This window comes from Methylotuvimicrobium alcaliphilum 20Z, assembly GCF_000968535.2.
GTDB lineage: Bacteria > Pseudomonadota > Gammaproteobacteria > Methylococcales > Methylomonadaceae > Methylotuvimicrobium > Methylotuvimicrobium alcaliphilum.
In genome coordinates, this window is the sequence record NC_016112.1 from 3119300 (window position 1) to 3133780 (window position 14481).

A 14481-nucleotide genomic window follows, 5' to 3' on the forward strand; every position below is an offset into this window, starting at 1 on the left:
TCCTAGCTAATATTTTTTATTTAATAATCGCGCTATAATAAATATATGTCGGAATTAAAAAAATCACTGCTTATATCATTTTTCAATAAATATAGTATTCTTGTTACTACAATTATAAGCAGCATGGTTATTGCGCGCCTATTAACGCCTGAAGAAATTGGAATATTTTCCGTTAGTGCATCATTAATTGGCATTGCTCATACACTCAGAGATTTTGGAATTGCTAACTATTTGATACAAGAAAAAGAATTAACCGATGATAAAATAAAATCCGCTTTTACAATTACGGCAATAATGGCATGGACAATAGCTTCGCTTTTATTCATAACTAAAGATATTATTGCTGATTTTTACAATCAACCCGAACTAACAACTATCATTCAAATCTTATCATTAAACTTTGTTATTTTACCGTTTAGCTCAATAAAAATGGCTATTTTAGGCGTTACATGAATTTCGGAAAAATCTATAAAATAACCGTTATAGCCGCCTTAGCCCAAGCCTTAATCACTATTGGTTTAGCATGGAAAGGATTTAGCTTTTATAGTTTAGCATGGGGTGGTTTCGCCAATGTTCTCATAACAACTATTTCAGCGCAAATTGTTCTACCGGGCTTTCATTATTTCATTTTTTTCAACCAAAAACATAAAGCCTATTATTAATTTTGGCGGCCAAATGAGCATATCATCTTTAGCATACGAAACCGGAAACTATGCTCCAGACTTAATTATCGGTAAAGTCATAGGTTTTTTTCCGCCGGACTATATAGCCGAGCAATTGGGTTCGTATCAATTATCGAACATACTTTAACTGATGCTCTTCGCCCTGTTTTATTACCATACTTCTCCAAGGCCAATAGAGATAACAAAAATGTAAAAGAAATATTTCTCACAATAACCAACTACTATCTAGCAGTGACCTTACCTTTACTAGGGTTAATTTCTTTAATCGCCTATCCATCAATAAGGCTCTTATATGGCACCCAATGGGATCAATCCATTCCAATAGCACAAATACTTTGCTTGGGTATGGCTTTTAAAAGTGTAAATTTTTTAATGGCAGCGCTTATACTATCACTTGGGCATGCTAATCGAATCATGACTACACAGATCACTTATCAAGTGTTGCGATTAATTGCAATATGGTATGGCGCTCAGCAAAGCTTGCTGGCTATTGCAACAAATCTAGTTACCGTCGAGTTTATTGGCTTTTTTATATTTTATTCTATGTTAAAAGATACGAACATTAGTTTTTTTGATATAGTTAATATAGTTTTTAAAAACACTTACATACTTACTCTCGTCATTTTTCCAACTTTCATTACTTATATCGCCACTATAAATTTTTTTATCATTAAAGATGCATTGATAAACGAGCACACAATTCAGACCGCTCAATTACTATTTATCCCTGAATCAGACTCATCATTTTATAATTTCAAATTAGTATTAATAACTTCAGCTATTGCATTTGTAAGTTGGTTATTAGCAATTTCATTGAATCAAAAAGAACTGTGGATAGAAATAAAGATATTTTTACATAGTCTAAAAAATAGAAGGCACAAATATGATAAAAAAACCTCAAATCAGCGAGACATATAACGACATGTTCAACTCAGGAGGAGAAGATTTTTCCTACTCTCTTCCCTACAACCTATCGCCCTATTATCCAATGTACAAGAAAGTTTTGTATTACCTAAAAAAGTATAAATCCTCTGATGTTCTAGAGGTGGGCTGTGGCACCGGCCCAATTTGCAAAAATGCTATCTGAGAAAACTAGAATAAAATACAATGGCTTTGACTTCAGCGATGCCGCAATTCAAAAAGCCTCTAACCTCTTAGGTACCAATAAAATATTTGCAATTGGCGATGCAACAAAAGCAACAAGCTATCCAAGCACATATACTACTATAGTATGCACTGAAGTACTGGAACACCTGAATGATGACTTAGGTGTAATAGACAACTGGAAACAAGGGGCACTATGTATCTGTAGCGTACCTAATTACGATTCGGTTTATCATACTCGTTTTTTTCAAACTAAGGATGAGGTTATTTCCCGTTATGGCAGAAAAATTAATATTCTTGAACTTTGTACAGTAAAAAAGCCTATATTAACAAACCTAAGCATTTCTAATTATTTTCGAGAATTACGCTGGAACCGTTACAAACCTAAGCGCCTAATGGAAATAATGGGCTTAGGCGATTTCAATAACATCGGCGGATGGTTCATATTTATAGGATATAAATTATAAAAACTTTCTATCAATTACACACTGATTAAACTTATGAAAAAACTCCCCATTATCGCCTTTGCACCGCACCCTTGGCATGAACCTCAATGGATGAATAGACAACAACTATTATCGAGACTAGGAAAGCGTGGTTGGCCTGTAATTTACAGCGATGGCGCACTTAATATCTGGCAGAGAAAAAGTAACCGCTGGCTTCAAGCAACTTGGTTCGGCGCAATCGAGCAAACCGATAATATCTCACTTTATCATAGCTGTAAAATACTCCCTCGATGGGAAAAATACAGACTAGTTGATCAGCTCGCTATTCAAAAACATAGCTTATCTTTAAAAAAAGCGATAAATTTAGGTAGCAAAGACAGCTCATTTATTAGTTTAGCATTTCACCCTTTTTTTTGGCCCTATGTTGAAACGCTAAACTCGGATTTTGTTGTTTTTCATATCTATGATTTATTCTCAAAAATGCATGCCTGGGATAGCAACATTGAATTAATGTATCAGAATTTATTGAATCGAGCTGATTTGATTACTGCGTCTTCTGAAGCCATGGTCCAAGACTTATCCGAAAAGCAACTTAATAAAGTAAAAATTTTACACAACGGCGTTGATTTAGATATTTTTAATAATGATATCAAATATCCATGCCCGGATGATCTATCTGAAATACCTCATCCTCGAATTATGAATACCGGCAATATCGGTAGAAAAATCGATCTATCTCTCATTGTAGATATTGCCAAAAAAAGGCCCGAATGGCATTGGGTATTAGTCGGTAATGTCATGTTAAATAGCCTCGAAACAGACCCTTATTCACAAACTGCATTAAATGAATCTAAAAATCTTTCCAACATACATTTTTTAGGCGAGAAAAACCGATTAGAAATTCCAGCTTATGCACAACATTCCGATATAAATGTTATTTGTTATAGAATTAGAAAAGACGAGTGGGTATCGGCCGTCTACCCTTTAAAATTAAATGAATACTTAGCTATCGGAAAACCGGTGATTTCATCACCTATTGAAACAGTAATTAATCTATTTTCTTCAGTTGTAGATATTGCATCGACCCCTCAGGAATGGGTAAACGCTATTGAAAAAGCCTTGAACCAAGGGGGGGTTGGCACTAGTTGCGACAGAATTAACATAAGCAAACAAAATAGCTGGGACAATCGCGTAGATAACTTAGAAACTTGGTTATTTGAATTACTAAACTGACTCACTATACAACCACCTGCTAAAGCGGGTGGGTTCTAATAAAGGACTGAAAGTCCGAATGCGCACCGACTAATCGACAAATCTTAATCGGGTTCCATCTTAAAATTTCGTTTATATTAGGTTGGAAATGATGCTCCAAATAATGCCTGACCATTTCTCCTGTCATCTGACCAACAGTGGCACAAAAATACCCGAGCGACCGAAAATCACTTCCCCCCAATATTGCTTTTTCAAGTGCGGAAACTCTTCGAACAAATAACTGCGGATTTGGGCTGGCTTTTACACAGATTTCCCGTGGTAGAAGGAGAAATAGTCAAGTTTGGTGTATGGCTGATTTGAATCAGGCGGACCTCTGTTGAACTTCTTCTGTGTTTTCCGGCACCGTGACGACGGCAATGCCATCCTGAAAACGCACGCCGTCTATCACACCCGGCAAGCGTTTGAACCCACGTACCTGCGCCATCCCTTTTCGGCGGTCAGCGTAAGCTGAAACACCAGACCCACCAACGTATGAGTTATCATTAAAATATTACCTGATTAGCAAGTTTCTTCAGCTAAAGCCCAAAGATCAGCATATCCCTAGCAGGACGGGGTTCGCAAGCCATGCGCGTCAAGCTAAAAACGACCAACCCACATCACGCTCTTTCCCAAGCTCCGGCTTGGGAAAGACACCTCGGAAGCTCCAGCTTCCTGAGACCGACACAACCTCCGCACATTCTCAATCAAACCCGACTCGCTCGTTCAATCTTCCTTGATTTTCGGGAAGCTAGAGCTTCCTGAACAGGTTACCCAAGCTGGAGCTTGGGTAAAACAGCATATTTTAGTTTTTGCGACTACGACTGGTCCTTGCTCGGACACTTGGCTTCGGCAAGCTGAAGCATCTTGCTAATCAAGAAATATTAATAGTGTTTTGATGTGACAAAGACAATGAAAATCAACTTATTTTATCAGCAACTTAAATCTATTCTAATTTTGCGAATAGTTATTATTACTTGGAATCAAGTTATAAGTGCAATCACAGTAGTCATGAGGCTTCGCGCTCTAGTTGTTCAAAAAACGCCGATGTGGTAATCCGATAGTCCACCGCTATCTCCTTGACCGTAAGTATATTCAGACCCCGATGGCAAATTATTCCAATCAAGGCGAAATTGTTGGCCTCCCCCTTTGAAAAAGGGGGATTGAGGGGAATTTATTTTAAAAAAACCTTCCCCTAGCCCCTCTTTTTCAAAGAGGGGGACTGAATATACTCGCCGCTAAAGTTGATTGTTTCTGCCTTATGATGGATTGTTGATATACAACTGTCTTTTTTTCATATTTTCTTGACTTAGACTTTTTGCTTTATGCTGATCAGCCAAATATCGACATAATATAGTAATTACGACCAAATGATAGTATAAATCAAAATAAGGTAAACTTAAAAAAGCACCGCCAGTCGCATACGCTAAAAGACTTACCTGGGTCATTCTTGCTAACATATTTAAGTTTTCCAATTCTTTTATTCCTCGAGTTCTTTTGATCGTTTTTGATCCGGTTGTCCAGGTTAAAAACCCTAATAATAAAAAAAGAAACAATCCCACAAAACCATGGTCACCTAACACCTGAAAATAAATACTGTGTGCAACTAATTTTTTACTATTTTCAGGGGCGTATTGATGAAAAACAGGACCAATCAATATTCCATTAAATCCCGCGCCCATAAACCGGTCTTTTGCCAAATTATAACTTGCAATCCACGCATTGATTCTTCCCATAGCGGATGTATCTTCTTGATATGTTTCAATCGTACCCATGCGATTATGCCAAGTATCCGGCATAAAACTAATTAATGTAATAGCAAGGATTACCGCAAATATACCAGTAATAATTTTGCTTTTTGATTTCCACCAAAACAATAGAAGCATTGCAGAAGCAGCCAGTAAGGCACCTCGTGATTGGGAACCCAGAGATGATGCAGCCATCAAAACCATAGCCACAATTAACCCTTGTTTTATCCATTTGTTTTGATTAATGAAACGCAAATAATTCATAAACGGTATAACCATCAATATCGCTAAAGCTAATTCATTGTTTCCTTCAATAAAAGTCCCAGGAGGCCCCCATACAATAAAACTCCCACCATGACTAATTGTAAATAAACCACCTTTAACACCGAAGTAGCACAAAGATAAAGCGATAACCCAAATTAACTTAGTCAAGCGTTCTAAATCGGCAAACATAAGCATAGTCAAAACAATAAACAATTGTATTTTGGCAACTTTTTCTAATTGTATCAAAGAAATATCTGTTGAAATGGCTGTTATGGTGGTCAAACCCATCCAACCTAGAAACATAAACCAAACATAAACGATTCCGTATTTAGGAAATGTTTTCTTTTCTTTATTAAACAAAAAAGAAACTAAGGTAACTATTGCAACCAAATAAGCGAATGGAAAATCTCTTGCAAACCCCCAGCCCAAACGATGAGGATTCATGTAGCCAATCCAAGACCAAACCAAAACGCCAATATAGGTATGTTTCAACGTAAAGGGAAATGATGAAAAAATAATTATAGCTGTTACAAGATCACGCATTTTTCTGATGACTATGGGTTAACATGACTGATGACAGACCGAAACTTACCCGATTGCACCTTCGGAATTTCGTCAACGAACTCGACGCCAATTTCAACCCCCTTCCCTTGCCGTTTTTTAAATTCAGTCGTTATTTTCTGTATACTTACCTCGCTATCGAATTTCTTGCCGGCAACGACTTGTACGAGCGTGTGCTCTAAATCCAGTTGAATGATCTTGAAGGACTCGACTCCCTTCATATCGCGCAAGACATAGAACAAGGCCAACCCATGAATGACCGTGCCGTCTTCGTCCACGACAAAATCGGTCGTCCGGCCCCGTATTTCTTTCAACAGTGGCAACCCTCTTCCGCAACGGCACCTTTCGTCCGACAAGGCGCCGATGTCGCCGGTCCGGTAACGGATGAAGGGAAAGTCGTGAGTGGCCAAATGCGTAATCTTGATTTCCCCCGCTTCGCCGACCGGTAACGGATTGCCGTCGTTGCCGATAATTTCGACGATGATGTCTTCGGAGGTAATGTGCCTACCGCCCTCAGGACATTCATGCGCGATGAACCCGGCATCGCGGCCACCGTAGGCATTGGCTACCGGGCATGCGAATACCTGCTCGATTATTTCTCGTTGATGAGGATAGAGTCTTTTCGATGTCACAAAGGCACCTTAATGCCGAGATGATCCAGCTTTTGGCTTGTTTTTTTTCGCTTGCGTGGCGATGTGTGCCAATGCCGAGGGATAGCCAAACAGCAGCATGTTTTGAATCTGCCTAATGAATCCGTTGACTTTTTCGACAGACATTTCGCATGGCGGCAATAATTTTGTTCTTAATAATTTATCCCTGAAAAGCCGGATTTTGTCTTGAGCCCCCAGTTCAATAGGTGATCCCCAAATGACGACTTCTGGATCACCAATGTCGACATTCCACCATCGAGTAGCCCCCCATTTCGCGGCCACATCATGGCTGATCCGTTTTTTGCCGATGAAAAAAATAAGCGGCTCGCCGGAAGAACCGGTATTTAATCGCGCCAATCCGTACGCGTCGTTTGCCTTGAGCTGGTCGGCATGTTTTCTGATAAATGGCTTGTCAGTTAGTGAAAGCTGTCTTAAATCGTCCAATGAAGTGATCGACTCAGGAGAGAAACCTTGCATCTTGAATTGTTGTTGATAGTAGGAAACGTTTTGGCCGACATCGGTAAGGAACATTTTTAAGCGCTCTAATTGCAGCTTTTTTATTTCTTCCGGCCGATACCATTGCGTTTTTTCCATTTCTTTTCGGATTTTAACGGTATCGTGTTGTTTCAGCCTTTCATGAAAGGGAAATAAAAGGCTTGAAACGGTTTGAGTGTAGAAATCCATCTTTAATAAATCTCGGAATATATAGATAATAACTTAGCAACTGTTTTCTCAATACCAAATTGCTCCTCACAACGAGATCTAGCCAAGCTACCCATACGTAATCTTAGCGCCTCATCTTTAACTAGTTTGTTTATGGCGTTTGCAATTCCTTCTATATCACCCGCCTCAACAAATATTCCTTCATGATTATTTCTAACTACCGAAGGAATGCTTCCAACGGGTGTAACAATAACCGGCAAGCCCATGGCCATTGCTTCGAGAAGGGATATAGGCAGTCCTTCTGCGTAAGAAGGCAGTACAAAAATATCGGCTTTTACAATGAATCTATTCTTTTCCTCTCCGTATTGAGGTCCATGAAAGGATATTTTATCCTCTAGATTAGATGCATTGATTTGCTCCGAAATTTTTTGGATAACACCAACGTCTTCCTCACCTCCCACTAGATTTAACACTGCACCATCGACATACTCCATAGCCGAAACTAAATCAAAAACCCCTTTACGCTGACAAAGGTTACCTAAAAAAAGAATATCTACTTTACCAGTATGATCTAATCGTTCTGGTAACTGTGAATAAATCGGCACCCCATTTTGTACAATTCTAAACTGATAATTCCCTATGATTTTCTTTAATGTAGATTCCCAATACTCTGATAGCACAATGATTTTGCTGCAGCGAGCAAATATCCATCGTACAATCATTAATAAAAAAGGGTTTAAATTTTTCAAAAATTGATCAAATCTTGCTCCATGTATATGAATTACAACCGGCACAGACAACATTTTTGACAAACAGACTAAAACACCATCTAAAAAAAAAGTAAAACCGCTGCAGGTATGAATATGAGCAATCGATTTATCTCGATTATTTAGTAATACACACCATTTTTTCCAAAGTGATAGTTTACTTTTTATTGCGACAAAAAGACTTCGATCTTGTGGCGTCGTTTTATATGTATTAAAGAATTCTAGCTCAAATAGTTTTGATAAACTGGAATTTTGTAAATCCTGCAACACGGTTGCCATACCACCTATAGCTGGTGGCATAGGGCCCGCCATAATTATTCTAATTTTTGACATATTTTTCTATTATTTGATCATATAAAGACATATAGTCCATTACCATTCTATTTAGACTGAATTTTTCTTCACATAATCTTCTAGCATTCTTTCCATGCTGCATCCTAATTTCAGGATTGTCCAGATAAAATTTAATTTTTTCAGCCATCGTCCCAATATTTTGCTTCTCTACCAAAAATCCCGTCTGATTGTCTAGAATCAATTCAGTGTTTCCGCCTACTTTAGTCGCTATTACAGGCAATCCAGATGCCATAGCTTCAAGGATGGTATTTGAGATGCCTTCGTTTAAAGAAGGCAAAACAAAGATATCGAAATGTTGTAATAATTGATCGACATCACTTCTATCACCGGCAAACCAAATAAGCTTATCGACATCATTTTGTTGTGCAATTAACTTTAATCTTTCATGTAACGAACCCGTCCCTACAAAAACCAATCTAATTGTTTCCTTTTCTTCAGGAAATAATTTTATCATTTCAATAAAAGAATTAAGCAACATTTCAGGGGCTTTTACAGGCTCTTGCCTCCCGACCGTTCCAATAACAATTAACTCACTGTCTTGAAAGGAATTTGGTAATAAATCGCTTCTTTTTTGTTTTTTCGGATGAAATTTTTTTTCATCTACTCCATTATAAATATGAGATACTTTTTTTTGAGAAACTTTAATATGATCGACTAACCATCGTTCTAAATCACGTGACATAGGAATATAGCACTGAATAAATAACCTATAAAAACGGCGTAATAACGTATATCGAAAATGCCTACCATCGAGATCGTCAACATCTCGCCCATGCTCGCCATGTACTCTTCCTTTTATTCCTGCTAAAAATCCTGGTAGTTGGGCTTCTAACCCTGATAAATTCCTAGTATGTAGGATATCAGGTTTTATAGAACAAAAAAGTTTATATAAATTAAAAAATACCTTTAAATCTTTACCTTCTTTTTTATTTAAGCAGTATATTTCTACATCATCTCGCAAAATTCGATTTTTGAAATCAGTATAATTTGTCATACATATGATTGCATGTCTATATTTATTTTTAGGAATTGTATTAATCAAATTAACAAGGCCATTTTCCAAACCGCCTGTAGTTAATTTATATATTACATGAGCAATTAATGGTGATTCTACAGATTTCATTAAGTTGATTTGTTAGCTAATAATTAAAAATATGGTTTATAGGTTTATTATTACCGCCATACTGCACTTTCAATGTTGATGAATGCAATATTGAACACTATTAAATTTATGTCTTTGTCTAAATTCAAATTCATGCCACTTTAAATTTTCCCATTCGCGAATGATAGCCGTCATGCGCTCTTTTTGCTGAGGATCTTTCAGCGAATATGTGAGGCATATGCGTTTGCGCATCGTTGATCGCATGGCCGTGCCCGATAAATTCGTCTTCAAATAATGATTCACCGTGATCTCCTAGTATAACCAAAGTCGTCTGATCGTAGACATTATGTCTTTTTAGATCTTCGACCACACCTGCCCGCCCAATCGGCATTAGCTATTGCATTCCAATAGGTTTCGGCGACTCTTTTGCGATTTTCCGACCGCGGAATGAAATCGTCGATTAAGATTTTCTGCATATTCGGATGCGAATACGGAAAATGCGCCGCTTGAAATAAATAAATAAATTGCGGCTTATTGAAATCCAGTTCGGTAAAACGCTGTAGAGATTGATCAACGACGCGTTCCTCGCCTAAGCCTTAAACTGCCCGAAACTTTGCTTAGAATCAAGCCGACCGCCCCAACGATGCGTCGCCATTGCAACTCATAAAAAGGCATTCGTTATACTCTCCAACAAAAATTTAATGATTGGTCATGCTTCTATTGGGGGCAGGAGATTCGTAAATCCATAGATTGAAGCCACCCCTGCGGGGTTTGTAAGGAAAAAATATTGGCTCACCATTATGAGCGACCAAGCCTTGCACATCACAATAGGTCACCAACAAGTCATAATGATTTTTATCAAGCGCTTGCCTGAGGTCATCTTCCTTCGGGTCATGATCCTTCAGGCAGTTTGAGTTGATGTGCGTTACTAAATAGGTAGGTTGATACATCGAAAGGTAGGTGTCGTGGGCTACATGATATAAGTCCACATAGTGTTGGTGCTTGGTACGTCCATACATAAAATATTCACCAAATACTGCTTGAACGTCAGCTCTTTGGTCTATAACCCGAGGCAAATATCCGGCCATTCCATAGATTAGAATTCGGGAACCACTCGGCGCATGAGACTCAATCCATTTTTTGCTGGACAAGCTTGCATGTGCCTGTTCACCTTGTTGGCGAAACGCTGCATCCGAGACGAGTATGGTAACAGGTTGGATTAATACAGCTCCCAGTGCTGCAAACACAAAATATGATTTCATGTTGTCTTTATTTAAAAAGGCATCCGCGAAGTCAATAATCGCTTTAGACAGAAAAACTGCAATTAAGAAAATGATCGGTATGTACCAGTACTCGCGGGAAGAGCCAAAGGCAAAGGCCAGGAAATAGATAACTGGGTAGCTTAATAGAATAGCAACTCGTGCATCTCGCCTGACCAAAGCATAGCCCAATATGTAGAATACGCTCGCTGCTCCAGCAATGACGAAGACCACACCAAGATCACCAAAATAACGGGTCAAATCTATACCCAAGCCATATCCGCGTCCGCCTTCACTTGATAAAATCCTAATTTGACTCCAATAAAAATGTTTGATCTTAATTAACGAATACGGATTGGCTATGGTATGGGCCAGGAATGCCGCAAGACCGGCGTACCAAAGGTTCTTTGAGATCAGCGATTTGAAGACTAATTTGCCAAGCAATTTTGGATGTAAATTTGATTTCAAAGACTCATCAGATCGGAGGGTACGGGACTGGCTCAGTAAATGTGCAAGAGCTAATGTGGGTAGTATAAGTATTGCGGGTAAGGGTTTGGTGGCAACAGATAGACCAAAAAACACGCCCGCAAATAAATACCACTTTAAATCTTCTGTTTCGTAACCTTTAATAGCAGCTAGTAAAGTAGCAGTCGCTAGAAGCGCAAGCAGACTATCAACGCGTACTGTATAATTTGTCAGTAAGTCTGCGAAGGGAAAAACGAGTAAGGGTAGAGCAACCAGTGCGGTACGCCATCCGAAGACTAGTTTGGCAAGATAAAAAACAATCCCTGCCGTGGCCAAGTGGATAGTCATGTTGAAGGTACGTGCCAGTATATAGTAAGAAGTTGGATCAAAAAAAATATTGATGGAATAATCCACAAACGACTGCCTGGAAAAAAAGCTAACGACCCAGTGGAGTAAGGCCAAGAGGTAGGAATAAAGAGGGCCATAACCATAACCACCAGGTTCGATGCCTCCACCGAAAACTACGATAGACGGTTCGACTACATCATTCTCATCGATAAAGTAGTGGGGTAACCAAGCATCCAACAGCCATAGCCGCAGTATCAGAGAAAGAAAAAATATTACTATAGAAAAAACAACCAGCATGGTTGTCAATGGATTGCGTGCAAGATGGAAGCGCCACATATTAAAACCCTAGTTACGAAAAATTAGTAAATTCTTGGGTTCTTGTATTAAAGCGGCGATCATTGCTGTAATGCCACCGAGTAGATACAAAATTCCAGAAATATCATGGTTGGAACTTAGATGGTGAAGGCCGGTACTGGCGCGAAAAGAGCCAGAACAAGGGCCACCGCCGCCGTTTTTTTCCTGCGATCAGCCGCGTGCACCAGTAGATGGTGAGTGCGGCGATTAAGGAAAACAGGAGGTTCCCGATTTTGAACCCCAGCGCCGAACCACCGGCCAGAAAGGTTGCCGGCAATAGAAAAGGTGTAGTGCGAATTTCTTGGATCGATGCAGCAAGCAATGGACGCTCGCCGTTAAGAACGGCGAGCGTGAAGTCCCACATGGTCCGGTAGTCACTGCTAAAGTTGTTATCGATCGCTATTAAGTAAAGGACACGCAACAGGAGTGCTGCAATCATTAAGATCGTAAGATGCGGCCACGGCGGCGGTGCCGTGCATCTTGCCCAATAAGCAGCGAGCAACCAGGGCATTACCGCCAATGATCCCCAGGAAAGCGCAGCTCCAAGGGTAAGAGGGCCATCCGCCAGCAAAACTGGAGCATAGTGCAACCTGAACCAGAAGGCCAGCATCAACGGCAGGATGACACCGATGAAGACCAATAGGCCGCTCCCCCCAACGATGAAACGCCGACATTGCAACTCAAAATAAGGCATACGTTATACTCTGCTAACTAAGTTTATTAATGTAACTATTCAGACCCCAAGCCACTGGCGGTCCAGGCGAGTTCGACGATATCGAACCCGGTGTAGGTTTGGTGGAGGTGGTTCGGTTTGAACCCGGTGCCGCAACACGCGCCAGAATTCAGGACGATAGGCTCGATGGGCGTACAATGGGAGAATTTGCTGTCTTCCGAAGCCCTGCGCACCGGGCTGTTTGCCGGGTTGACGCGCACCATCCGGCGTTTGAGACGCGTCGATTGGCGAATCTTGCTCGGCTTTTCTAGCGGGAGATAAGTATGAGCTTTCATCCGTTTCCTTCTTCGGTGCATTGTCAACGGCATCGCTGACCGTACGCGCGCTTTATCCCAAGGAGCTTCATTACTGGCCAACCAGGAGCTGTTGCGCGAGTTTTGCTTTAAGCGCTCGCGTACTTCTTTGAGATCGTTGAGTAGGCGTATCGAAACACGACGCAACGCTTCTTCCGGCAAGTCAAGAAGCTTGTCTTCATCCAATTGGTTTAGGTCGTGATCACCCAGTTGCATGGTGCACAGGATAAGTCTTGGCGACTTCAAAATACATTTTTAGTGGCTGAGTATTTGGTTTCTTTGACTTGTCTTTTGTGACATACGATTATCAGTGATAGGCCAAACCGATTGAATCAATGACCTTATCGAGCCCTGGCTCCATGCCTATCCATAACGGCAAACGCAACAATCGATCCGACAGTTCGCTGGTATTATGCATATCGCCAACCGCTCGCCCATATCGTAAACCGGCCGGCGAACTGTGCAGCGGCACGTAATGAAATACCGCATAGATTTCTTGCTCTTTTAATCGGACGATTGTCTCGGTGCGTTGCTCCAGGGATTCGAGAAGAACATAGTACATGTGGGCATTATGACGGCATTCTGCCGGGATTATCGGGCGGCGCAGATTGCCGGACGCCTCCATTGGGGCCAGTGCTTCGTGATAACGGTCCCAAATCGCCAAGCGTTTATGCGTAATTTCTTCTGCCTCTTCCATTTGCGCCCATAAAAAGGCAGCGATGACCTCGCCCGGCAAATAAGATGAGCCGGCATCGACCCAAGTGTATTTGTCGACTTGGCCTCGAAAGAATTGACTGCGGTTCGTACCTTTTTCTCTGATGATCTCGGCGCGCTCGACGAAACGCATATCATTGACCAACAGTGCGCCACCTTCGCCGGAAATGATGTTCTTGGTTTCATGAAACGAGTAAGCGCCCAAATGCCCGATCGTACCGAGCGGTCTTCCCTTGTAGGTCGACATGATACCTTGCGCGGCATCCTCGATGACTAATAAATCATGCCGTTCGGCAATCTCCATAATCGCGTCCATTTCGCAACCGACACCGGCATAATGCACAGGAACGATCGCTTTGGTGCGCGGCGTAATGGCCGCTTCTATTAGCGTTTCGTCGATATTCAGCGTGTCCGGACGAATATCGACAAATACCGGCACCGCGCCGCGTAAAACGAAGGCATTAGCAGTCGAGACGAAAGTGTAGGACGGCATGATCACTTCATCGCCCGGCTGAATATCTGCCAGAATCGCTGCCATTTCCAATGCCGCTGTACACGAATGTGTCAACAACGCTTTCCGAGTGCCGGTTTTCTGCTCCAACCAAGCATGGCATTTTTTGGTGAAACTGCCGTCGCCGGATAGATGCCCCATCGTATGCGCTTGAGCGATATACCAAAGCTCGCGGCCGGTCATGTAAGGTTTGTTGAAGGGGATTTTCATTTAT

At 40.8% G+C, this 14481-nt stretch carries 13 protein-coding genes and 3 pseudogenes; 4 read left to right on the plus strand and 12 right to left on the minus strand.

Going from position 1 to position 14481, the window contains the following annotated elements; genetic code table 11:
- The first annotated feature begins 45 nt into the window (after nucleotides 1-45).
- The 4 genes and pseudogenes from MEALZ_RS23485 (at nucleotide 46) to MEALZ_RS20780 (ending at nucleotide 3466) form a co-directional block, all read left to right on the plus strand.
- A pseudogene (locus MEALZ_RS23485) lies at nucleotides 46-662 on the plus strand (oligosaccharide flippase family protein).
- Between the two features lie 105 nt (nucleotides 663-767).
- A pseudogene (locus tag MEALZ_RS13285) lies at nucleotides 768-1601 on the plus strand (oligosaccharide flippase family protein); the annotation flags it as partial.
- Nucleotides 1602-1735: 134 nt separating this feature from the next.
- Nucleotides 1736-2254, plus strand: a complete 519-nt coding sequence (locus tag MEALZ_RS13290) for a class I SAM-dependent methyltransferase (RefSeq protein ID WP_162472966.1) — start codon at nucleotides 1736-1738, stop codon at nucleotides 2252-2254.
- Between the two features lie 33 nt (nucleotides 2255-2287).
- Nucleotides 2288-3466, plus strand: a complete 1179-nt coding sequence (locus MEALZ_RS20780) for a glycosyltransferase (protein WP_084685462.1) — start codon at nucleotides 2288-2290, stop codon at nucleotides 3464-3466.
- Nucleotides 3467-3563: 97 nt separating this feature from the next.
- Here MEALZ_RS20780 and MEALZ_RS22055 read toward each other — a convergent pair.
- From MEALZ_RS22055 to rffA, 12 genes and pseudogenes are all read right to left on the minus strand, one after another.
- Nucleotides 3564-3727 (minus strand): annotated as a pseudogene (locus MEALZ_RS22055) (transposase); the annotation flags it as partial.
- A 79-nt stretch (nucleotides 3728-3806) separates the two neighbouring features.
- On the minus strand, nucleotides 3807-3929 hold the full coding sequence (locus MEALZ_RS23785) for a hypothetical protein (protein ID WP_269844344.1): 123 nt from the start codon (nucleotides 3927-3929) through the stop codon (nucleotides 3807-3809).
- 811 nt (nucleotides 3930-4740) lie between these two features.
- Nucleotides 4741-6036: a putative O-glycosylation ligase, exosortase A system-associated gene (locus MEALZ_RS13300; RefSeq protein ID WP_014149169.1), complete on the minus strand. Its 1296-nt coding sequence runs from the start codon at nucleotides 6034-6036 to the stop codon at nucleotides 4741-4743.
- 11 nt (nucleotides 6037-6047) lie between these two features.
- Nucleotides 6048-6686: a phenylacetate--CoA ligase family protein gene (locus tag MEALZ_RS23490; protein ID WP_014149170.1), complete on the minus strand. Its 639-nt coding sequence runs from the start codon at nucleotides 6684-6686 to the stop codon at nucleotides 6048-6050.
- Between the two features lie 9 nt (nucleotides 6687-6695).
- A complete protein-coding gene (locus MEALZ_RS23495; protein ID WP_014149171.1) occupies nucleotides 6696-7388 on the minus strand; it encodes a capsular polysaccharide biosynthesis protein CapK in 693 nt (230 codons plus the stop codon).
- 2 nt (nucleotides 7389-7390) lie between these two features.
- Nucleotides 7391-8467 (minus strand): glycosyltransferase family 4 protein, encoded by a 1077-nt coding sequence (locus tag MEALZ_RS13310; RefSeq protein ID WP_046061162.1) that lies wholly within the window; start codon nucleotides 8465-8467, stop codon nucleotides 7391-7393.
- Complete coding sequence (locus MEALZ_RS13315) at nucleotides 8454-9611, minus strand: TIGR03088 family PEP-CTERM/XrtA system glycosyltransferase (RefSeq protein WP_014149173.1); 1158 nt, start codon at nucleotides 9609-9611, stop codon at nucleotides 8454-8456. Before MEALZ_RS13315 ends, MEALZ_RS13310 begins: the two co-directional genes overlap by 14 nt.
- A gap of 130 nt (nucleotides 9612-9741) precedes the next feature.
- Nucleotides 9742-9981: a sulfatase-like hydrolase/transferase gene (locus MEALZ_RS23500; RefSeq protein WP_014149174.1), complete on the minus strand. Its 240-nt coding sequence runs from the start codon at nucleotides 9979-9981 to the stop codon at nucleotides 9742-9744.
- Between the two features lie 307 nt (nucleotides 9982-10288).
- Complete coding sequence (locus tag MEALZ_RS13325) at nucleotides 10289-11998, minus strand: glycosyltransferase family 39 protein (RefSeq protein WP_014149175.1); 1710 nt, start codon at nucleotides 11996-11998, stop codon at nucleotides 10289-10291.
- Nucleotides 11999-12101: 103 nt separating this feature from the next.
- Complete coding sequence (locus tag MEALZ_RS13330) at nucleotides 12102-12710, minus strand: hypothetical protein (RefSeq protein WP_046061164.1); 609 nt, start codon at nucleotides 12708-12710, stop codon at nucleotides 12102-12104.
- A gap of 35 nt (nucleotides 12711-12745) precedes the next feature.
- Complete coding sequence (locus MEALZ_RS13335) at nucleotides 12746-13258, minus strand: hypothetical protein (RefSeq protein ID WP_046061165.1); 513 nt, start codon at nucleotides 13256-13258, stop codon at nucleotides 12746-12748.
- A gap of 91 nt (nucleotides 13259-13349) precedes the next feature.
- Entirely contained in the window at nucleotides 13350-14477 is a 1128-nt protein-coding gene (gene rffA / locus MEALZ_RS13340) for a dTDP-4-amino-4,6-dideoxygalactose transaminase (protein WP_014149177.1), read from the minus strand.
- Nucleotides 14478-14481: the final 4 nt, after the last annotated feature.

Excerpts from the sequence above, each read along its gene's own strand:
- MEALZ_RS23785 (WP_269844344.1), bottom strand. The coding sequence starts at position 3,929 with ATGGCGCAGGTACGTGGGTTCAAACGCTTGCCGGGTGTGATAGACGGC.
- MEALZ_RS23500 (WP_014149174.1), bottom strand. The coding sequence starts at position 9,981 with ATGCCGATTGGGCGGGCAGGTGTGGTCGAAGATCTAAAAAGACATAAT.
- MEALZ_RS13310 (WP_046061162.1), bottom strand. The coding sequence starts at position 8,467 with ATGTCAAAAATTAGAATAATTATGGCGGGCCCTATGCCACCAGCTATA.
- MEALZ_RS13335 (WP_046061165.1), bottom strand. The coding sequence starts at position 13,258 with ATGCAACTGGGTGATCACGACCTAAACCAATTGGATGAAGACAAGCTT.
- MEALZ_RS13330 (WP_046061164.1), bottom strand. The coding sequence starts at position 12,710 with ATGCCTTATTTTGAGTTGCAATGTCGGCGTTTCATCGTTGGGGGGAGC.
- MEALZ_RS13300 (WP_014149169.1), bottom strand. The coding sequence starts at position 6,036 with ATGCGTGATCTTGTAACAGCTATAATTATTTTTTCATCATTTCCCTTT.
- MEALZ_RS20780 (WP_084685462.1), top strand. The coding sequence starts at position 2,288 with ATGAAAAAACTCCCCATTATCGCCTTTGCACCGCACCCTTGGCATGAA.
- MEALZ_RS23495 (WP_014149171.1), bottom strand. The coding sequence starts at position 7,388 with ATGGATTTCTACACTCAAACCGTTTCAAGCCTTTTATTTCCCTTTCAT.
- rffA (WP_014149177.1), bottom strand. The coding sequence starts at position 14,477 with ATGAAAATCCCCTTCAACAAACCTTACATGACCGGCCGCGAGCTTTGG.
- MEALZ_RS13325 (WP_014149175.1), bottom strand. The coding sequence starts at position 11,998 with ATGTGGCGCTTCCATCTTGCACGCAATCCATTGACAACCATGCTGGTT.
- MEALZ_RS13315 (WP_014149173.1), bottom strand. The coding sequence starts at position 9,611 with ATGAAATCTGTAGAATCACCATTAATTGCTCATGTAATATATAAATTA.